Source organism: Mesorhizobium sp. WSM4830 (genome assembly GCF_055811495.1).
In genome coordinates, this window is record NZ_JBVVQI010000031.1 from 14,009 (window position 1) to 31,984 (window position 17,976).

Annotated in this window: 23 protein-coding genes and 2 pseudogenes; 9 read left to right on the plus strand and 16 right to left on the minus strand. The window is 60.2% G+C overall.

The window, feature by feature from the left end:
- Window positions 1-136 precede the first annotated feature (136 nt).
- Entirely contained in the window at window positions 137-1,054 is a 918-nt protein-coding gene (locus AC0L2Y_RS28435) for an NADP-dependent oxidoreductase (RefSeq protein WP_352489775.1), read from the minus strand.
- A 108-nt stretch (window positions 1,055-1,162) separates the two neighbouring features.
- On the opposite strand from AC0L2Y_RS28435, the pseudogene AC0L2Y_RS28440 reads away from it, so the two are divergent.
- The 3 genes and pseudogenes from AC0L2Y_RS28440 to AC0L2Y_RS28450 form a co-directional block, all read left to right on the plus strand.
- Window positions 1,163-1,339: pseudogene (locus tag AC0L2Y_RS28440) on the plus strand (GntR family transcriptional regulator); the annotation flags it as partial.
- 136 nt (window positions 1,340-1,475) lie between these two features.
- Complete coding sequence (locus AC0L2Y_RS28445; protein ID WP_352489774.1) at window positions 1,476-2,567, plus strand: aminotransferase-like domain-containing protein; 1,092 nt, start codon at window positions 1,476-1,478, stop codon at window positions 2,565-2,567.
- 361 nt (window positions 2,568-2,928) lie between these two features.
- Window positions 2,929-3,303 (plus strand): annotated as a pseudogene (locus tag AC0L2Y_RS28450) (site-specific integrase); the annotation flags it as partial.
- Window positions 3,304-3,531: 228 nt separating this feature from the next.
- Here AC0L2Y_RS28450 and darG read toward each other — a convergent pair.
- From darG to AC0L2Y_RS28470, 4 genes are all read right to left on the minus strand, one after another.
- Window positions 3,532-4,629: a type II toxin-antitoxin system antitoxin DNA ADP-ribosyl glycohydrolase DarG gene (gene darG / locus AC0L2Y_RS28455; protein WP_473561069.1), complete on the minus strand. Its 1,098-nt coding sequence runs from the start codon at window positions 4,627-4,629 to the stop codon at window positions 3,532-3,534.
- Window positions 4,630-4,639: 10 nt separating this feature from the next.
- Window positions 4,640-5,296, minus strand: a complete 657-nt coding sequence (darT, locus tag AC0L2Y_RS28460; protein ID WP_473561071.1) for a type II toxin-antitoxin system toxin DNA ADP-ribosyl transferase DarT — start codon at window positions 5,294-5,296, stop codon at window positions 4,640-4,642.
- A gap of 91 nt (window positions 5,297-5,387) precedes the next feature.
- Window positions 5,388-5,714, minus strand: coding sequence for a hypothetical protein (locus tag AC0L2Y_RS28465; RefSeq protein WP_473561073.1), 327 nt, complete (start codon window positions 5,712-5,714; stop codon window positions 5,388-5,390).
- Complete coding sequence (locus AC0L2Y_RS28470) at window positions 5,711-6,058, minus strand: hypothetical protein (RefSeq protein WP_473561074.1); 348 nt, start codon at window positions 6,056-6,058, stop codon at window positions 5,711-5,713. Before AC0L2Y_RS28470 ends, AC0L2Y_RS28465 begins: the two co-directional genes overlap by 4 nt.
- 284 nt (window positions 6,059-6,342) lie before the next feature.
- On the opposite strand from AC0L2Y_RS28470, the gene AC0L2Y_RS28475 reads away from it, so the two are divergent.
- The 3 genes from AC0L2Y_RS28475 (at window position 6,343) to AC0L2Y_RS28485 (ending at window position 7,737) form a co-directional block, all read left to right on the plus strand.
- The gene (locus AC0L2Y_RS28475; protein ID WP_473561077.1) at window positions 6,343-6,624 is read left to right on the plus strand and encodes a CRISPR-associated protein Cas2; all 282 of its coding nucleotides are present in this window, start codon (window positions 6,343-6,345) and stop codon (window positions 6,622-6,624) included.
- A gap of 303 nt (window positions 6,625-6,927) precedes the next feature.
- Window positions 6,928-7,386: a hypothetical protein gene (locus AC0L2Y_RS28480; RefSeq protein ID WP_473561078.1), complete on the plus strand. Its 459-nt coding sequence runs from the start codon at window positions 6,928-6,930 to the stop codon at window positions 7,384-7,386.
- 63 nt (window positions 7,387-7,449) lie between these two features.
- On the plus strand, window positions 7,450-7,737 hold the full coding sequence (locus AC0L2Y_RS28485) for a hypothetical protein (RefSeq protein WP_473561080.1): 288 nt from the start codon (window positions 7,450-7,452) through the stop codon (window positions 7,735-7,737).
- A 538-nt stretch (window positions 7,738-8,275) separates the two neighbouring features.
- Here AC0L2Y_RS28485 and AC0L2Y_RS28490 read toward each other — a convergent pair.
- Entirely contained in the window at window positions 8,276-8,461 is a 186-nt protein-coding gene (locus tag AC0L2Y_RS28490) for a hypothetical protein (protein ID WP_473561082.1), read from the minus strand.
- Window positions 8,462-8,665: 204 nt separating this feature from the next.
- On the opposite strand from AC0L2Y_RS28490, the gene AC0L2Y_RS28495 reads away from it, so the two are divergent.
- Window positions 8,666-8,932: a hypothetical protein gene (locus tag AC0L2Y_RS28495; RefSeq protein WP_473561084.1), complete on the plus strand. Its 267-nt coding sequence runs from the start codon at window positions 8,666-8,668 to the stop codon at window positions 8,930-8,932.
- A 295-nt stretch (window positions 8,933-9,227) separates the two neighbouring features.
- Window positions 9,228-9,515, plus strand: a complete 288-nt coding sequence (locus AC0L2Y_RS28500) for a hypothetical protein (RefSeq protein WP_473561086.1) — start codon at window positions 9,228-9,230, stop codon at window positions 9,513-9,515.
- Between the two features lie 136 nt (window positions 9,516-9,651).
- Here the strand turns inward: AC0L2Y_RS28500 and AC0L2Y_RS28505 are convergent, their stop codons facing one another.
- The 7 genes from AC0L2Y_RS28505 to AC0L2Y_RS28535 all read right to left on the minus strand — a co-directional run bounded on the left by AC0L2Y_RS28505 (window position 9,652) and on the right by AC0L2Y_RS28535 (window position 12,687).
- Window positions 9,652-10,119 (minus strand): hypothetical protein, encoded by a 468-nt coding sequence (locus AC0L2Y_RS28505; RefSeq protein WP_473561088.1) that lies wholly within the window; start codon window positions 10,117-10,119, stop codon window positions 9,652-9,654.
- Window positions 10,120-10,236: 117 nt separating this feature from the next.
- Entirely contained in the window at window positions 10,237-10,461 is a 225-nt protein-coding gene (locus AC0L2Y_RS28510) for a hypothetical protein (RefSeq protein WP_473561089.1), read from the minus strand.
- Window positions 10,462-10,582: 121 nt separating this feature from the next.
- Complete coding sequence (locus tag AC0L2Y_RS28515) at window positions 10,583-10,864, minus strand: hypothetical protein (protein ID WP_473561092.1); 282 nt, start codon at window positions 10,862-10,864, stop codon at window positions 10,583-10,585.
- Window positions 10,861-11,292 (minus strand): DUF5681 domain-containing protein, encoded by a 432-nt coding sequence (locus AC0L2Y_RS28520; protein WP_473561094.1) that lies wholly within the window; start codon window positions 11,290-11,292, stop codon window positions 10,861-10,863. The genes AC0L2Y_RS28515 and AC0L2Y_RS28520 overlap by 4 nt, the downstream gene beginning before the upstream one ends.
- A gap of 5 nt (window positions 11,293-11,297) precedes the next feature.
- The gene (locus AC0L2Y_RS28525; RefSeq protein ID WP_473561096.1) at window positions 11,298-11,591 is read right to left on the minus strand and encodes a hypothetical protein; all 294 of its coding nucleotides are present in this window, start codon (window positions 11,589-11,591) and stop codon (window positions 11,298-11,300) included.
- A 477-nt stretch (window positions 11,592-12,068) separates the two neighbouring features.
- Window positions 12,069-12,233, minus strand: a complete 165-nt coding sequence (locus AC0L2Y_RS28530) for a hypothetical protein (protein WP_473561098.1) — start codon at window positions 12,231-12,233, stop codon at window positions 12,069-12,071.
- A 13-nt stretch (window positions 12,234-12,246) separates the two neighbouring features.
- Window positions 12,247-12,687, minus strand: a complete 441-nt coding sequence (locus tag AC0L2Y_RS28535; protein WP_473561100.1) for a hypothetical protein — start codon at window positions 12,685-12,687, stop codon at window positions 12,247-12,249.
- Window positions 12,688-12,806: 119 nt separating this feature from the next.
- Between AC0L2Y_RS28535 and AC0L2Y_RS28540 the strand changes: the two genes are divergently transcribed.
- Entirely contained in the window at window positions 12,807-13,334 is a 528-nt protein-coding gene (locus AC0L2Y_RS28540; RefSeq protein ID WP_473561101.1) for a hypothetical protein, read from the plus strand.
- Between the two features lie 1,120 nt (window positions 13,335-14,454).
- On the opposite strand, the gene AC0L2Y_RS28545 is transcribed toward AC0L2Y_RS28540, so the two are convergent.
- From AC0L2Y_RS28545 to AC0L2Y_RS28555, 3 genes are read right to left on the minus strand one after another with little or no spacing between them, the layout of a single operon-like run.
- Window positions 14,455-15,885, minus strand: coding sequence for an SUMF1/EgtB/PvdO family nonheme iron enzyme (locus AC0L2Y_RS28545; protein ID WP_473561103.1), 1,431 nt, complete (start codon window positions 15,883-15,885; stop codon window positions 14,455-14,457).
- A complete protein-coding gene (locus AC0L2Y_RS28550; protein WP_473561105.1) occupies window positions 15,861-16,997 on the minus strand; it encodes a hypothetical protein in 1,137 nt (378 codons plus the stop codon). The genes AC0L2Y_RS28545 and AC0L2Y_RS28550 overlap by 25 nt, the downstream gene beginning before the upstream one ends.
- Before the next feature lie 58 nt (window positions 16,998-17,055).
- Entirely contained in the window at window positions 17,056-17,802 is a 747-nt protein-coding gene (locus AC0L2Y_RS28555) for a hypothetical protein (protein ID WP_473561106.1), read from the minus strand.
- Between the last annotated feature and the right edge of the window lie 174 nt (window positions 17,803-17,976).

Here is a 17,976-nt window from a genome sequence, read left to right on the forward strand (position 1 = left end):
CATCCGGGGACTGAGGCTATGCAGCTTGCCGTACGCCTCGCGCGTACTGAGCGGTCCGCCGCGGGTCGCGACTAGGACGCAGCCGGCCGATCTGGACAGCGCCGGTCGGCCGCGTGCATCGATACGCGCGTGTCGCTCACGGACGAACTCGGATGATCGTCTTCCCCGAGCGTCGCTCGGTCGGGTTGAAGGCGGAAACGGCATCATCGAGGGTCGAGATGTTGCCGATGTTCGTCCGGAGCCGTCCGTCCCGCACCCGCTGGACGATTTCACTCAGTTGAGCACGATCGGACTCGACAACGAAGTCGACTGCCAGGCCATTGGCGGGCTGCGCGTCGGGCGGCCCGACGACGGTCACCAGTGTTCCTCCGGCTCGAACCAGGCCTGCGGATCGCTTCTGTATGTCGCCGCCGATGACATCGAACACCAGATCGACGCCGCCGACATCTTCCAGGGCGTCGTTCTCGAGGTCGACGAACTCGTTCGCGCCGAAGTCGAGCGCCTTCTGACGGTCGGCAGCGCGTCCAGTGCCAATGACATAGGCGCCGGCCTCTCGTGCGAGTTGCGTCACCATCGACCCGACTGCGCCGGCCGCACCATGCGCGAGGACGCTCTGCCCGGCCTGAAGGCGGCCATGGTCGAACAGACCCTGCCACGCAGTCAGGCCCGAGATCGGCAAACTGGCGCCTACCGTGAAGTCGACGTCGCCCGGCAGTGGCGCGAGGTTACGTGCCTCCATGGCTACATACTCCGCCAGGGTGCCGTCGCGATACCAATCGGCGAGGCCGAATACCCGCTGGCCCACGGACAGTCCCGTCGTCCCGTAGCCGAGGGCGGTGATCACGCCGGCCAGCTCGTGCCCGGGGATCGATGGCGTCCGGTCACGGTCGAGGCGATCGGTCCAGGTCGATGGCCACGCCAACTCAGTCGGGACGAATCCTGACGCATGAACCTGAACGACGACGTCGTTTATCGCTGCCTGCGGCTCGGGCCGCTCGGCCAGCTTCATCCCGGCCGTTCCCGCGGCCTGATCCGTCACAACGATTGCCTTCATCGGAATTGTCTCCTCGGTCATTTGTCACGTGGCGATGGCCGGTAGATATGTCCGGCTCTGGTCGTGAAACAGGACCAAGATTAGCGGGAATGATGGTACCATTGCGCCATGGCTGCTGTGCCCATCCATCTCGACCGCGCCGCAAGGACGCCGCTGGCGACGCAGATCTACCGGGCGGTCCGGGACGCCATCGAGACGGGGCGGCTAGACGCGGGAGCAAAGCTTCCTTCCTGGCGTGACATGGCCGCTCAGCTCGGCGTCTCGCGCGGCACCGTACGCGTCGCCTACCAGCGCCTCATCGACGAGCAGTTCGCGGTCGGCGCCGGCGCGGCGGGCACCCGCGTCGCCGAGAGCCCGTCGCCTTGGTCGGCGCCCTTGTGGTCGCCAGACGTGCCGCCCCTGCCGGAGCTGTTCCATACTTATGGAACGCCGCCCCTGCCCTTCCAGATGGGCGTGCCCTCGCAAGACGCCTTTCCGTTTCAAGCTGTGGTCGCGCGTCTTCGCGCGAGCGGCGCGGCGGGCGGCGGCCGCGCCGCTCAGCTATCCCGATCCCCGGGGCGATCCGCAGCTGCGAAAGGAGATCGCGGCCTATGTCGGGATCGCGCGGGGTCTTCGGTGCAGTCCCGCCCAGGTGTTCATCGCGGCAGGCTATTCCGGGGCGATCGGTCTGGCGGTGCGCGCTCTGCAGGTCGAGGGATCGCGAGCCTTGATCGAGGACCCGAGCTTCCCGATCACACGCAAAGCGCTCGACCTGGCCGGCATCACCGTGACGGCCGTTCCGGTCGACCCCGAAGGCCTGGATGTCGCTTCCGGCGTCCGGAGCGCTCAGGACGCAGCGCTGGCGATCGTCACGCCAGGGCAACATGCGCCGCTCGGGATGACGATGTCGCTGCCCCGCAGGCTTGCGTTGCTCGCTTGGGCTCGGCGGAGCGACGCCTGGATCATCGAGGACGATTATCTGAGCGAGCTGCAGCTGACCGGCCGGGCGGCTCCAGCGCTCGCTTCGCTCGATCACGGTGGACGGGTCGTGCATATTGGCAACTTCAGCAAGACGATCAGCCCGGTTCTGCGCCTCGGGTTTGTCGTTGCGCCCATCGAACTGACTGGCCGGTTCGGTGACGTATGCGCCTGCCTGGCGCCGGCTCCGGCCCTGGCGCTCCAAGGCGCGGTGGCCGAGTTCGTGCGCGAGGGGCACTATATTCGGCATCTGCGGCGCATGAAGCGCCTCTACGCGTCTCGGCGGCAAGCCCTGCTTGAGGGCCTCGCGCAGGTCGGGTCGGAGTCGCTGAAAGTCGAAGCCACCGCTGGCTTGGCCGTTATTGTCTCGATAACCGCCTCTCTGTCGGGCGTGGAGATCGCCCGCCGCGCCCGCTCGTTCGGCTTGGCTCCGTCGCCCCTCTCTCAATGGTGCGTCCGATCACCCCCGTGGCAGGGGCTCCTGCTCGGCGTGACCAACTTGGATACGCGTCGGCTTACACAGTATTGCCGACAGCTCGCGGAAGCGGCGCAATAGCGCCACTAGCGTTCAGCGCCAAGAGAAGCTTCAGACCCATCGCGATCGAGCTTTTGATCTCAACGCGCCTCTTGGCGCCTACGGTCCATTCCACTTCGGTTGCAGCGAGTCCTCGGTAGCCCACCATAAATCAACAAAATCAATTCCATGGATGAAGGTTCGCCAGTTATGACATGGCTAACCGAGGTAAAATTTTTCTAAGTCGTTGATAAATAATGACAATGGTGGGCCCGGAGGGCGTCCTAGAAACGTTGATTTCATTGACTTTTTGGTGGGCCGAAATCAGAAGTCTTCCCGCATCGTTCCGTATGGTCCCTCACGCCGGCCATGACCTCGAATTCGTGCCCCTGCCGACGCGATTATGTGTCGATCAAATCAGCCAGCATGGTCTCGAAGTCATCCAAAAGGCGCCATCCTGGCGCATGTGCCTCGTGACACGCTGCAGGGCAAGCGAGATAGGGCATTGCTGCTGCTCGGCTTCGCCGGCGCATTCCGTCGATCCGAGCTTGTCAGCATCGAGGTCGAGCATCTGACCTTCAATGACAAGGGCGTCGACGTGTTTCTAGGCCGCTCGAAGACCGATCAGGAGGGCAAAGGCCAGTCCGTCGCCATTCTCAATGGAAAGGCCTTCGCCGTGGCTGACAGGCTGCGGGAGTGGATGGCGGCGGCAGAGATCACCGCCGGCCCGATCTTTCGCCGTGTAAGCCGCGGCGACAACGTGCTTGCCGATGCCCTCACCGCGCAATCCGTAGCGCTGATCGTCAAGCGCTATGCCGATGCGGCGGGGCTCGACGTGGCGAGCTGTCAGGGCATGCGCTGCGCGCCGGCTTCATCACCTCGGCAGCCGACAACCGGGCCTCGATCAGCCGCATCATGGAAGTGTCCCGCCATCGAGATCCTCGGTCGGTCGAGACTATGTGCGCCGCGCCGATCGGTACAACGATCACGCGGGCGACGGTTTCCTCTAAGCAGTCTGCCTATGGCTGACAGAGGGCAATTCTGCCGATTTTTTGTCGTTAGAAGGCACTTCCAGATTGAGCCACTTGTTCTTGGACAAGGCTTGCATGGCGACTGCGATCTGATCGCGGCTAAACTGCCGTTTGCGCTCGCTCCAAGAATGAATCGCCATCTCAACCTGATCTAAGGTAGTTGCGCCTTCATCCTTTACCACCCAATAAACTGTTGACAGCAATTCCAGGCCATAAGGGGTTTCGAAGCCGGCCACGAGTTCTGCCACCCGATCGAAGCGCTGCCTCGTTTCCGCGTCGTCTGAAAGATAGCTATCGGCATCCTCATACGCCCCCGGCACCAGCCTGATTTGCTTAGTGGGATCGTCCCCGCCGTCGGAGTATCCCGAAACGAGCGTCCCTTCGATGCTATTGAAGACGTGCTTCAAGTTCTGGGCATATGGGCCGTAGTTTGCCTTCGCGTATTGCAATCGAAGCCCTTGGCCAGCCTCTTGCATAAAGAACATCAACTTGTGGGCTTCCAAGAGTGTTACGAACGGATCCATCAGGCCATTGAGATACCGCTGCAGCAAAACGACCAGCGCGGCACGACCTGGGGTCATATTAGGTGTTCGTCGATTTCGAGCGAGGGCATCAGCGTCCGGTGCTCCTGATGGCTCATAGATCACGACCTCCGCCTGTACGTCCGCCATCGCTTGCATAATACGCGGGCGCACATCGGACCAGTCGAGACCGCCCAGACCAGACCCGAGCGGCGGAATGGCGACAGACTTGATTCCAAGCTTTCTCACAACCTCCACCAGCGCTTTTAATCCAGAGTCGATGTCCTCCATTCTACTTTTACCCCTCCAATGCCGCTTGGTGGGGAAATTAATAATGTAGCGAGGCGTCAATTCGCCTGTTTCGACTACAAACATCTGGCCGGGCCGGACCTCGTTGCGGTTACATGCCGCAGCATAAGCTTTGAAGTTCGCCGGGAACGCGTTCTTGAATTGCAGCGCAATCCCACGGCCCATGATGCCCACACAGTTAACAGTGTTGACCAGAGCCTCGGCATTAGCCTCCAAGATATTGCCAGTCGTGAATGTCATCATGGCCATTTCCTCAGTAGTACCAGGCGGGCATTTGTTGCACAGTTGGCCTGTGTGCGGCGTTCTTGACTGCGGCAGTTGCAGCGTGGAATGTGGCAAGAGTTCTCACGCCGATACGTTCCACAAGATGCCACGGAAAGTAATTGTAGAACAGGAATTCCGCTTGCTTAGCTTCCTTTATTTCTGAAGCCGCCCATTGGTTGGCCGCAATATGCTCCCAGTTCAGCTGCGACAACTGCTCCTTCAATTTCCAGAATTTAGTGTAGGCCGCACCTGCGTTCGAGCCCGCAATAGCCCAACTATGACTGTTCTTATCCGCCCAATCGATTGCGTTATTCAGGTCGGCCTCCAAGTGGACGATCGGATCCTGTCCCCCGCGGTAGGTCAATTCGGGATTGTTGGCGCAGTGTATCACATAGAGCATGATCGATCGCGGGCAGTAATAAAAGGGTGTGAAGTCGCTCACTTTGGCGTTCGAGTAGCATGATACCGGAAGAGCGAATCGACGCTCCTTGATCGCATGCATTCCGATTGTGGTCCCTCCGAGACCCGCCTTCTTTGCCATTTCGGAATCACAGAAAATCCGGCCCTCGGCAAGGATGGAAGGTAATTTGTCGACATTCACAATGTGATAGATCTTCTGGTTCGTTGGCGGCTTGGTCATTTCCATCGGCCATCGGTTTTTGGAGAGAATAGCGATAAATGGGTTTCTCGCTAGCCGTTTGAGAAACGGCGTCCTCGGAAAGCGGTTCTATACGCGTTCAGGCCGCTTTGGCCAGCCGCATCGCCTTCTGCGCCATATCGTAGGTCATCGGCTGGTCACGCAGCCACCGGCCGAACTCGCCATGTGGCAGAGACGCCTTTACCGCCAGCATCCTCTTGCCGAGCGCAATCAGGTCCTCGCGCCGGCGCTGGCGCTTGCTGAAGCCCTGGCGGCCCTTTTCAGCCTCGCTGGCGTCCGCCTTGGCTATTTGGGACCGAATCGTCTCCTTTGCCGTTAGCGAGGTCTCCCTGAGGCGCCGCAGGTACACATAGAGGATACCAGCCAGAGCATGCCCCTGATGAGCGTGGCCGCGCAGCTCATTCACGATCGCCGTAATGCGCCGAGCGGGATCGCGTCGAAAACCTCGAGCACGGCAGCCATGCCCTGCTCCACCAGCTCCGGACAGGCCAGCAACAGATCAGAGACGGCCGTCAGGCTGCTTCCTTCGATGAGCGCGTGGTTGCCACGGCCTTCAGCTAGGACGCACAGGACAAGCCGCGCATGCTCGGCACCATGATTGTCAATCAGTCGGAGCCGACGGCGCGGGTCTGCCCTTCCTTCGGATAGCGGCTCTTGGGGATGAACTCGACTTCGAATTCGGCGCAGAGCGCAGATACGCGAGGCTCGACGTCGGCTGGTGATCCGCGGCTCAATTTGCGCCTTTGACATCAATGACGCCGGATATTTGCAATAATGCCTGTATTTGAGCAAGGCCTTGATAAAGTTACCAAGAACGATACAGCGCGACCCTCGACATTATCAAAGCCGCGGTGGAGAGGGCCAAGCTGACATTGCCGCGCAATTCGTCGGCCTGCCTTTGACGCCTAGTCTCCATGCGTCCTTGTGCTCCATAGTCTTCTTCATCGGATCTCGCCCCGCGCCCTTTCGCTTGCCACCGCGTCCCACGTCTGATTACCTTTGATTGTTTTCGAACATTGGGAGGGGGAAAGCAGATGACGACCTACGTTTTGACCTATGACCTCAACAAGGAGGAGACATCGGACGACTATAAGCCGCTGATCGATGAGCTTAAGCGCCTCAAGGCGCACAGGTACCAATTTTCTGCGTGGCTCATAAATCTAAACAACACCGCCAAGGAGACTCACGACCACTTCAAAGCCCTCATGGACAAGAATGATGCCCTGTGGGTGAGTGAGTTGACCAAGACGAGCCATTATTCCGGCGCGAAGGCGGGCACGACGAAGTGGCTCGAAGACAATCCGCCCGCGAGATAGCCGGGCGTCCCACGCGCTCGCAGGTGGGATGAGCCGTGTTGCCCATCCCGCCCCACGGTCTTTTCGCCCGGGGTTATGTTTGCCCTAGTCGGACCCGGTTTACCCAGGCGAGGCGCTCACGAGGACTTTCCAGCCACACTACGGCGGATCGGAGAGTTGCGAGAACCGTCCTTATCGCTACTGCCAGCTACTCTTGCGCTCGCGCTACGGTTGCGCGATTGTCATTTCTCGGGCTTGGAAAATGATGGCTTTTGGCTGCCACGCTTTTTGGAGGGACGATTGAGGGGGGCTGGAATATTGGCGGTGGGTGTAGTCGCCGTTGCGAGCGGGCTCGGTTGGAGCATGTGGTCGGGGTTTTACAGCCCTTTTGACTCCGCAATGACCGGAGCTTGCGAGGCGACGCTCAAGAAGCGGTTGCGATCACCTTCAGGATACCAGCGGATCGAGATTTCCGAGTTCCAATCAGACCTGTCACTCGCTGATTACGTGAAAATGCACAATCCAGACAGCCAGGATAGTCGTGACCTTTGGACTAGGATCTATCAGCAATCGATCAACGGTAATCGAGAGCCGACGCTATTCACCGAAATTATCTCCTTCGATGCGCCGAACGCCTATGGAGCGGCGATTCGAGGCGCCGCGACATGCGAATACGCTTCAGAAAGCAATAGCAAATCGTCTGCGACGGACTACTCCGTCGTCGTGGATGGGATTACCAGTCTTGGTTGGCTTACGCAGCAACTGAAACAGGCTGGCCCCTAAGAAGGGCGTTGGGGTCGCGGCTTTGGCCGCAGCGGCATCGCGTTCAAGCAATAGGACGTAGACATGGATGATGACGACAAAATCGACAGGTCTGAGTGGAACATGTCGAACGGCGTGCTGCTTTTCGACGCCATGACATCATGGGGCGTTGCCCTGTCCGGAACCAGCGTCGTCCTGCGCGTTAGCTACGCGACTTCACCGGAGCATCTTGAGGCGGTGCGCGCGAAGGTTCAGCCGCCGGAGCGGACGCAGGTTTCAATTTCTCCCAATGCGGCGCGGGATTTGGGTCAGCAACTGATCCGTTATGCAGATGGCCTTCAATTGGACCAGAGCCAAAATAAACCGCATTGATTTCGGTGCCGTCGCTCGATTTCATCCCTGCTCCCTTGCGTCTGGCTTTGTAGTGATAAGGCCGCTTATCGCTGCCCTTTTGGATCGTCCTCTTTCACCACAGTGAGCTTAGGAGGGCTCGGGGGAACCAGACCTTCGGCAAGGCCGACAAGAAGCCCCGCGCGAGATGTCCGATGTACCCTCAGCGGCCGCCATCAAACGCTCAGCGAATTGGTGGCGATAGCTAATGCCCTTGTCGTCGAGCGCAGCAGAAATGATGCCGACAATGCCATACGCCGGCGAGTCCCTCGGAGCGAGCGACACGAAGTGCGATGTCGGGATCGATTCCGGGCGCGGTAGCCGCTTGCTGAATGTAGCCGGCCATTCCTGTCAGATCAGGCAGCGGTGCGCGCTTCACTGCGCCCTTCGCGTAGTTGTCGTTGCTGGCGCCAAGGCCAAGCATGTATGCGAAGCCTCCGGCAGTCCCGAAGGTCGCGGCGCTGGCAACCGCCCCGACTGAGGCTGCGCCAGGTGCCTGCCCCGTCAGCAGTGACGCGAACTACGTCGCAAGCCGGTCGAAGATGTCGCTCAGCTGTTTATCCATCGACGCCGTGAGCGCATTCAGGATCGACTCGCCGAGCGCCTCACCGAGGTCACCGCCGTTTCTCAGCAGCTCAGACTTGAAGTCAGTCAGGAAGCCTTGGGCCAGGTCTTTGGCGTCGGCAAACCGGGTCATGTCGCGCATCGCCTGCGCCTGGGTGGAGCCATGCCCATGTCGGCACCGCGAAGACGCGCGACGATTGCCTGCTCTTCGGGCGTGCGGAACTGCTGTGAACGCTCGAACGCCAGATCGTTATTCAGATTGAGCCGACCCTGAAGGTCGACAACCCTTCCAAGTTCTGCGGCTTTCTGTCTGATGATCTCGAGCTCTTGCTGATCGACCGGGATATTGTTTCGCGACGCCTCTTTCGCGAAGCTGCTGCGTCAACTGGAACTCCATGCGCAGCGCTTCGGTCGCGCCCGCAGTTTTGCCGATCAGATCGAGGTCAATGCGCTATCCGGCAATGGTCGCATCGACGGAACGGGCACGTTGCTTTTGCGCCTGGTCCAGCGTGTGCATCGCCTTAGTATAGGCCAGCGCGGCGGCGCTATCCTCTCGGAAGGGTCGAATGGCTTGGCTGCTTCCGCCGCCCGCGCAGCGTCTGCGAGTTCCTGAGGAGACCTGGCGCCGATCCGGCCCATGGCCACTGACTGCTCAAGCTGAAGCTGTCGGAGCGTTTCGCGGTTCTTCGCGATATGCTTCAGCATCTTAGGGCCGTCGTCACCACGGCCGACGGTCACGCCTTGAAAGGTAGCGGCGGCTGCGCTGGACCCGCGAAGATGCCGAGTTGAGCAGCCTAACTTGCGGTATCCTGGAGGGTCTCGGCGAACTGCCGCGCATATTCAGGAAGGCTCTTGTCAAGCCTGATTTCTCCCAACCGCTTCTGAAGCTCAGTCGCGCCGATCGTCCCATGTTCAAGTTCACCGGCAATCTGGGCGAATGCTTTCGATCCAGCGGCTCCGAACATGCCGTAGTCGCCACCGATCACCTTGAAGTCGATGCGAAGACCATCGAGGAGCGAGGTGACTTTCTTTTGCTCGTCCTCGATCTGCTTCGCGAAATCGGCAGCGGCTACGGACTACGGCAATCTTGCGGCTTCATCCTCATAGGCCTTGGCAGCCTGGGCAGCGAGCGGGAATGCGCCGGCGATCTGGTCTATCAGCGCCTTGTGGCTTGCCACCCATCTGCATGTTGCTGAAATACTGGACCGCCGCGCCGCCGAGAGAGAACAACGCAAATTGAATAGCGGTCGTCGGATTGATAAGTGATCCCAGAACAGCCCCGAAAGTCGACACAGCGCTTGTTCCGGCAGCAACGCGGTGACCGCGGCCGCCTCAGTCATGCGTGGGCAGCAGGCGCTGCCACCGGCAGGTTGCGCTAGCGTTGGTCGGGCCGGCGCCGAGCGCTCTGGTAGCGGCCAGTTCCGCCGCCGTCCGGCCCCACACGTCGACACCGGCGGCCGCGCGCGCCTTTGCGATGGTGATTTGCCGGACCGATTCGATGTTGTGGCGGGCGATCGCGGCCGTCGCCTGGTCTGTGGCCGCCGCCGTTTGACGCTGCACGGCAACAACAACTTCAGCCGACTTAGCCCCGGCGATGTTGGCGGGTTCCATCTGTCGCGTGCCAGCGACGTTTCTTGCCGCCGCCGCTGTTGAGGCATCTGTCGCGGCGACCAGCTTGGCGAGCATGACGTTTGCAGCGTCGACGCCGGCGGCCATGCGCAACAGCGCAGCATTCGACGCAGACGACGCGGCGGCAAGCTTCTGCTGCGCGGCCTCAGCCTGCGCGCTGGCCGCACTCATCCTCTTTAGGTTCGCCTCTGCCGAGACAGCCTGGCTGGAGTCGATGGCGAATCAAGGGTAGCCGTCGTCATGGGCTTATCCCCTCGTGTCGGTAGCGAGAATGACCGGCACCGCTGCTCATTCGGTCGAGCAGGATCTGTTCCCACCCCGGCCGTGTACGGCGCTACAGCGCGCGGCGACTTCCTCCGCCACCTCGTCGACCTTCTCGCGCCAGTCGTCGCCATAGGCGTTCCTGGCAAGCATGGCGTGAGCTTCATCGGTGAAGCGAGCGGAACACCACTTCAGAAAGGCCCGAGCGTCCGGCAGGCCATAGAGCTTGGCGGCAGTCCGCATAGGTGCCATTCGGCTCCCGCTCGAAAGTCTCGGCGATGAACGCCGTGAGGCTGGCACCGCCCTGTCGTTGACACTCTCGACCACAAAAGGCGGAACCGCTCAAGCGCGGCAATTCGGCGGCTGAGATCCTTCAACATTTGGCGGCCGCCTCGATCAGCGATTGATAGAAGTGGTCCGGGTCGCTGGCCTCCAAGGCGATCACTTCGGTTATCGGCAAGTGGGCCGGGAAGAGAACTCGGTCCTCGCTGCCGGTGATTTCGATAATGCGGAGAACGATGGCTTCGAGCTTGTCCAATTCCTCATCGGTCAGAGCTTCGAAATCGGCCGGCGTGTACATAGATCCGGCTTCGCGCGCCTGGCGTGCCGCATCTTCCAACTTGCGCAGTCGAGTATCGATGTGGGAAAGATTCATGGCCGTATGCCTCGCTCCGCATCGCGCTCGAGCGCTTCAAGGCGGGTTACGATCTCGTCGGCGAGAATGGTTCGGCCGGCAGCTTCGATGATCGGAATTGCCGAGGCGCCTTCCTCCGGAGAGATGCCGCCGGCTGCTACGGCTTGCAGAACGGCTAGGGCCGCCGCTTTTACGTCACCGGTCTTTGTCATAGTCGGCAGCGCGAAGGTTATCGGCGATCCCTTCCTCGGCGGCGCGATGCGATCCATGCAGAGGCGCAGAGCGACAGTGTCGCCGGCCTCGGCCAGTTCAATCGCCTTCGTGGTGATCGCCCTGGCATCGGCGTCGAGCAGCTTTTCGCGAGCGAGCGTGACACGCGAACGCGATCCTGCCGGCCGCCCGCGAGGGTTGTCGGACTGACCTGGCTTGAAGCGCGTGCTCTTCGTCACGACGGCTAGCGCGCCTTGTTGTCGTTCAGTGGTTTGCGCCAAGCGTTGGCGAGATCGTGGTCGCGCTGGTGACGGGCTGCGATCGATTGGGCCGCCGCGTCGATGTTGGCGAAGCTTCTCTCGCGCCCGCCGAGGGCATCGCTACAAAGAGGCACCGTCGACGATGGCGTAATACTCTTCTGCGGGCCGGCCACTGGCGATGCAGCCGCGACGCCATCATAGATTGGCAGGGCGGCCGCCTTATACAAAGGCATGCCCTTGACGCTGTCTTTGATCGATCGCTTTTCAGCATCGGTCATCATATCGAAGCTCTTCTTTCGGGTTGCGAAGGGGCGCTGTCCTTCATCATGAGGGGGATGTGAAACGTCCGGCTCTTCTGCAGGACGTCGTTGACGATCGCTCCGCAATCGCATCGGCCGACGAAGCAAGCCGAAGGGCACTTGTTACTGACCATGGTCATTGCCGCTCGCCTCTTGACGGGTTGCGGGAGGGCCGAAAGGAACGGACTGCCCTCCCGCGCATCGGAAATCTGAGACGGACCAGGGACATCTCAGCGCCCCGATAGTGTCGGCCAAACGTAGCCTTGCTGGAATCCGAAGAACGACGGCAGCTCCAGCGCGAGGGCCAGCTGCGGCATGGAACCTCGAAGCTGTCAGGCGCGCGTCGGGCGATGCCCTCAGCGGTTAGCACCACGGCGCCTCCGCTTACACGGCGAGGCGATCATTGTTCGCCACCAGGCGAGACATCAGGTCGACAAGCTTCCACTCGATCTCTGGCTATTCCTTGGCCAGCTCTGCTGCCAGGAGGTCACGCTCGGCAGTGGCAGCGGCCATTTCCTTCTGGTGAGCCGCCTCGGCCTCGTTCCGGGTTGTAGCCAGAAGCTCGTTGAGGCGCGTCGTCGCGGCGCTCATGCGCGCCGAAGAGAACTGACAGTCTTCCATCGCCTTTCGGGCCTTAGCCACGTCGACGGATGGTGTCGCCGGATTCAGTGCTCGCTCCTTGGCTGCGGCATGTTCCGCCTTTGCCTTCGTATCGGCGGCGGAAACGGCATTGAGGAGGGAACCGTATCGTCAGACGTCGGCGATCCTGGGAAGGCCGCAGCGATTCTGTCGTCGAGGTTGATAGTCGCGTTCTTGCTTTACGCCTTGCCTTCTGCTGTCCGTTGTCGTTGTGGTGATCGATATCGAGGGAGTTAAAGACGCCCGGAAAATCGGCGCCGGCGGCGAGCAACTTTTCAGCCGCGGCCTTCAACACGAATTCGTTCACGCTCACACCGGCGCGGGCCGCTGCCTCGAAAAGCGCAGCGCGAAAGCCGAACGTGACGCGGCCACCGTTTAAGGCGACGGCTACGATTTCGTCTGTGTTGCGAGCCTGATTTGTAGCGGGAAACGTCATTCTCATTAGCTCCCGGTCCTGTTTTGACTGGAGCTAAGAGATCATGTGCAAATCATTTTGCGGATTGGACACAGATGGACCTGTGAGGCCACTATCATTCGCCGCCACGGGAGGGACATATGCGATTCTCGATCGATGCAACGTTGCGCAAGATGGCCGAACTCACAGTCGGGGAGTTGATCGCATTCGGCGATGAGACCCAAGAGATCGGCATCGTCGTAGCTGCCGGCCAAGCGAATGCCGAGCCGCTGATCGGGGTGCTGAAATCTGCGAACGAACCTCATCCCCAGTTGCTAAGACCATGGGGCGATACGCCCTGCCTCAGCCTGGGGAAGGATTGGTCGATAGAGCCGATATTCGACCCATCTGTCTTTCCCGGAAACACCAGTTCCCGCCGTGCTGGCTGGCTTTGTTTGGCGCAGTCGGGCTGGGCGATGAGCTTCGCAATTTCTCCGGTGGATCAGTCCGGGCGTTTCGCATTGGAATGGTGGAAGATCGGCAACGAAAGTGGGCAAATCAACGGCGGTGTCGGCAACAATGCCGTTGGGTTTGCCAAATGGCGGATATGGGCGAGTGAAGAAACCCGCCGCGATCCAAAGGCATCGCCGCTCTTTCAGTACGAGGCAACCGCTCCTAAGCCGCGATAACGTCTACAGCGCCAACCCAATGTGATCGAATATCCGGATCACGTCCGGACTTGATCTGTCGCCGGCGCGCAGGCTCTCAAGCGCCTCCCCATTCGCCGTGCAACACCATTTCCAAGGCTGGCAGGCTGATTTCGATTGGTGCGCCTGGTCCACTCTGGCGCCCGATCCCATAGCGTTTTGCCCGACGGGGAATAGTCCTGTCATCTCGGCCAGCATAGTCGGCGGCAGATTTGAGATTCCCTATTTCATCGGGCCGCATCAGCACCGATCGAGGCGCGCGCCCTGTTTTGGACGCTGTTTTGGCAGGGAGCGCCTTGGTCATTCGACCCATCTCGCCTTTGTCGCGGCTGCAATGACGGCCGGGCCATATTGACAGCGCTCATCACTGATAGAGGAACTGCGACACCCCTTTTCGCACGACATCAGGGAACGATATCGGCCCCCACGTGTTAGAAATCCATGGACACTATGGAATCCCAGGGCCACGGGATAGGGGCCGATATTTTGACATCCGAAGTTGCCAATGCCACGCAGCGTATGCACCGGACTGAGCTCGCGCTTCGCCGCACTGAAGAAATGTTGGCCGAGAATCTCGCGCTGCGCAGCAGGATACGAACTGCGGTCGAGGCCGCAGACCACTTGGTAAAGATCGATCCCTCCAGCTTTGAAGGACGTCGCGCGGGTTGAACTGGGCCGGCGTTTCATGCGTCGCGACCTTCAGGCCACCGGCGCCACCACTCGCGCTCAAGCACGGCGGCAACCAGTGCGACAGAGGGCGAGCGCGGCTCATCATGTGCGGTTTGGTACTCGGCAAGGAACCTGTCATCGGGCATGCCCTCGACGGCTTCAGGTGACATACGCCAGCGATTGGTCGATCCAAGACAGCAGCCGATCGGTAGGCCATCGCACGCGCGGAGGAAGCGCTTTGACATAGCAGGGGCTTCCCCCCGCACTCCCATCGGGGGATGATCCCCCGAACCCCGGGCCATCCGCTTCGCGGCTGTGTTTGCTCATGCGGCACTATCCAGCGTTGAGCTATATTGCACGGTCGTGTCTGCGCGACAATTGGAGTAGTTCTCGTCGCTTCACCATCAGCGACATCAAAGACGGGCTATAACAACTACCTCTCGATATCTCGCACAACTCTGAAGCCAACGGACTCAGTGCGGTCATTGGTGTGCGTTTTGTAACGAGCAAAGACGCGCAGAGTTAGCGGAGGATCCAAGTACGAACCGCCTCGAATTACGCGATCCGAGCAGCCTTCTGACACCCGCGCGCTTCCATCGTTGGGAGCGCCATCGTAGTTATCGAGCCAACAATCCTGAACAAGCTCAGCCACATTGCCCGAGATGTCGTACAAGTGGAATTCATTGGCAGGGAATCTGCCGATAGGGGCGACGGCATTGGTCTTGGAACCATCAAACTCACCACCGCAACCCCAACAGACTGCCGGCGTATCCGTCATTGAATCCCCCCAAGGGAAGGTGCTAGTGCGGCCTGCCCGGGCTACGTATTCCCACTCCGCTTCATTGGGCAGCCGATAGACCGCGCCGGTCTTCTTTGACAGCCACGCTGCGTAGTCTTGTGTGTCCTGAAAGCTGACAAACTGGATGGGGTTGTTCGTATGTGGATCAATTTGGTAGCCGATGTCACTCGCGCATGCACCAGCTCTGACGCACGCAAGCCATTGAGGGCCGGTCACTTCCGTCCGCCCGACCGCAAAATTGTACGCGATCGTGATCTCATGCTGCGGCTGGGATGACTTGTCGGGCCAAGGGACCGACGGGTCAGATCCCATCGTGTATTGCCCAGCTGGAATAACGACCATGTCCGGGCAGCCATCGCAATCGGAGAACACCGAAAGGATGGCTCGGGTTTTGGCACTCCGCAGGTCCCATGGGAGGTTCCAATTCTCGGCGGAGAATGCGTTGAAGATTACTTCAATGGGGACCGCGACCGAATCGAGATCGTTGTTGTCGTTTACCAGCATGCCCACAAGGCCGGCCCTTGACACAAGTGGACCGCCTGAGCTGCCGCCAGTCACGCCAAGCCGTTCCACATGCAAGAAGCCCTCCACGTCCCGCTTCTGGAAAGCGCCAGGGGCGACGGGAACCGTCCAGTCCGGCCCCGGCCGCCCGACGAACCACAGCGCTGCACCGCGTGAGAGATCTCCACTCTTGGCCGTCACGTTCTTCGACCACTTGAGGTTCGCGGGTGCGGGGGCCCGAAGAACCGCAACGTCCGCACGCAGAAAATTAGGAATCAGCGTTGCCGTTTCCGTTTCACCGATGCCAAAGAAGCTAAGCGTGATCGGTTCCAAGGCCGCGTTCGTATTCACGTCCCGAACGACGTGATTGGCTGTAACGATCGTGAGCGTGCCATTCGTTTCTGCCACTATTATGCCAAACCCCTCGGCTCCGCGGCCATTCGAAATTGCCACCACGCCAGGCTGCATCGCCTCTGCCATGCTCTGTGCGGCAGCCATGCCTGCCGGAATGATTCCAAACAATTCAGCGAGGATGAAGATCAAGAAACGCGTTGCCGTAGCCACATCAGCCCTCCCCAGAACGCTGCCCAGAGCGTGCCGAAAATCCCGAGATAGTAAGGCAGCCCTTGCTCGCGAAAAATGTAACTCAGCCTCGACGGCACCACGTTGACCGAGAACGGCTTGCGTCCAATTTCGATCACACTGACCGAGCCGGCGAAATCCACCTGCACGCAACCGCTCCCGATCGCAATCGCTGCATTTCCTGAAACACCAGCAAGCGACAGGTCGCTGAAGGGCAAGAGCTCGTATTTCTGATCCAAATCGCTTACCAGCGCGGTACCCTTTACTATTGCGGAGGCGAACCCCGGCAGCCCCGCGGTGCTTGTGCTATCCTCCAAAAACGACAAGCTTGAAATTGGCCCAGCCAGCGTCGTCTTGAAGTCGGTTCTCCCACCAGTGAGGATGATCGGTTGCTGAGCTTCTGACTGAAACAGGATCGTTGCAACCGGCACGTTCACTGAGCTGTCGATCGGTTTCCCTCCATCGACTGCGAATCCACTTGAGACGCGGGACAACCCTGCGGTGGAGACGGCGACGCCCCCCGACGCGCTGGCCAATGTCAGCTCAAGCTCACCCGTGTCCAAACACGCCACGCGAAGGGAGTCGCCCGCGGAGACTCGATTGAGGGAGAGCGTTGCTGCGGTAGCCTCGACATGCACAGTCGGTGGATTATCGATGTATCCGAGGCTGGGATCGAAGCCGCGAAAATCCGCATGACTCGCGTTTCGAACGCTGAACGGATGCTTCATCGTGAAGGTCGGCGCCGTAGCCGCGTTCCAGTCTTGGGCCGCAACAACCTCGACCGCCCTGGCCTTCACGGAAAGCACCAAGTCACTCCGCTCGATCCGCGTCGTAGCGAGGAAACCGAGTACTACGACGCAGAAGAGCGCAACCACGAGACTCCAAAGCACGTCACCCAACCACGGCTTCGGCTCTTCCGCAATTGCGCGACCAAACCGCTCGATCGCAACAAGCTCATCGTCGACAGGACTAGCGAGGTTTCCTTTCAGTTTTTCTCGAACATCAATGACCGCTCGCTCCTTGGCCATGGAGAGCAAGCGATAATACTGGCGTTTTTGACGATAGTGGCGACCACGTGCCCGGAAGCGATGCATGACACCCCGTAAGTCGATCCAATTTTTTCCAGTCGGTGGACCGCCATTGCTCATGGATTCAGCGCACGATGTGGACTTGAATAGTTTTCGGAATGATATTTCCCGGGACGTTCCCCGCGATCTCGATGAGGTGCGCTCCGACCGGAAGGGAAGAAACATCCACGTCAATTGTGTCGCCAGGATAGGCTCGGCTGGCGGACGCGATCCAACCTCCGAACTGCGCGTTGGTGTTGTCCTCGTGCGACCGCCATTGCAAATTCTCAAGGGTGGGTCCGACCCGGACAACCAGATGAAGGCGATCACCCGCGACAGACTTTTCGGACACGGGAACGAGCACGCGATGTCCTTCAACATCCGAAAAGTGCGCGATGGTGCCGAGACCGCCCTTCGGGCCACCTGGTTGCAACACTACCTCGTTTAGTGGCCACTCCAAGGTGCCGGCAGGCTGAATTTCTGCATCCATGCGATAATGCGTGCGCCGCTCCAGACTCTGTGCACTTATGGTTACCGAGGACGCCGATACCTGCGTGCCTGTTGAAAGCACCAGATTCATCAGGGTCATACCCTTCGGCGGTATGGGCCACAGTCCGGAAGTGAACGAAACAATCTCAAGAGGCTCTCCGGATATGTTGGCGGTGAAAAACCCTTCACAGCGGAGCTGTTGGCCAGACCCCAACTCCGAATAGCCCAAGAAGGGCTGGGGCCGAATGCTGGGATCGCACGGCGACGCACCGAGGACCACTTCCGACTGGAAAGCCATCAAGGAGAGCACCAAGAGCGCTCGTATTCTGCTTTTTGCTTTCATGGCGCTTCGCCATCAAACATACCGTCCCTGCCTAGTAGTAGTGCGAGTGCACCGCCGATGTACAGCGCGAACCGAATGGCGGTTCGCTCCGCAGCAAATTTTCCTGCATCCCTTGCAGGGCACTCCTATTTCGGCCACTTCCGCTGCCCGTCATTCCGCCGATCCCGGGATGGG

Coding starts and splice junctions, on each gene's coding strand:
- AC0L2Y_RS28555 (WP_473561106.1), bottom strand. CDS start 17,802: ATGAAAGCAAAAAGCAGAATACGAGCGCTCTTGGTGCTCTCCTTGATG.
- AC0L2Y_RS28500 (WP_473561086.1), top strand. CDS start 9,228: ATGTTCAAGTTCACCGGCAATCTGGGCGAATGCTTTCGATCCAGCGGC.
- AC0L2Y_RS28515 (WP_473561092.1), bottom strand. CDS start 10,864: ATGAATCTTTCCCACATCGATACTCGACTGCGCAAGTTGGAAGATGCG.
- AC0L2Y_RS28535 (WP_473561100.1), bottom strand. CDS start 12,687: ATGACGTTTCCCGCTACAAATCAGGCTCGCAACACAGACGAAATCGTA.
- darT (WP_473561071.1), bottom strand. CDS start 5,296: ATGGAAATGACCAAGCCGCCAACGAACCAGAAGATCTATCACATTGTG.
- AC0L2Y_RS28550 (WP_473561105.1), bottom strand. CDS start 16,997: ATGCATCGCTTCCGGGCACGTGGTCGCCACTATCGTCAAAAACGCCAG.
- AC0L2Y_RS28530 (WP_473561098.1), bottom strand. CDS start 12,233: ATGGAAGACTGTCAGTTCTCTTCGGCGCGCATGAGCGCCGCGACGACG.
- AC0L2Y_RS28510 (WP_473561089.1), bottom strand. CDS start 10,461: ATGGCACCTATGCGGACTGCCGCCAAGCTCTATGGCCTGCCGGACGCT.
- AC0L2Y_RS28435 (WP_352489775.1), bottom strand. CDS start 1,054: ATGAAGGCAATCGTTGTGACGGATCAGGCCGCGGGAACGGCCGGGATG.
- AC0L2Y_RS28490 (WP_473561082.1), bottom strand. CDS start 8,461: ATGCGCGACATGACCCGGTTTGCCGACGCCAAAGACCTGGCCCAAGGC.
- AC0L2Y_RS28485 (WP_473561080.1), top strand. CDS start 7,450: ATGGATGATGACGACAAAATCGACAGGTCTGAGTGGAACATGTCGAAC.
- AC0L2Y_RS28475 (WP_473561077.1), top strand. CDS start 6,343: ATGACGACCTACGTTTTGACCTATGACCTCAACAAGGAGGAGACATCG.
- AC0L2Y_RS28525 (WP_473561096.1), bottom strand. CDS start 11,591: ATGACCGATGCTGAAAAGCGATCGATCAAAGACAGCGTCAAGGGCATG.
- AC0L2Y_RS28470 (WP_473561074.1), bottom strand. CDS start 6,058: ATGTCAAAGGCGCAAATTGAGCCGCGGATCACCAGCCGACGTCGAGCC.
- AC0L2Y_RS28505 (WP_473561088.1), bottom strand. CDS start 10,119: ATGAGTGCGGCCAGCGCGCAGGCTGAGGCCGCGCAGCAGAAGCTTGCC.
- AC0L2Y_RS28445 (WP_352489774.1), top strand. CDS start 1,476: ATGGAACGCCGCCCCTGCCCTTCCAGATGGGCGTGCCCTCGCAAGACG.
- darG (WP_473561069.1), bottom strand. CDS start 4,629: ATGATGACATTCACGACTGGCAATATCTTGGAGGCTAATGCCGAGGCT.
- AC0L2Y_RS28540 (WP_473561101.1), top strand. CDS start 12,807: ATGCGATTCTCGATCGATGCAACGTTGCGCAAGATGGCCGAACTCACA.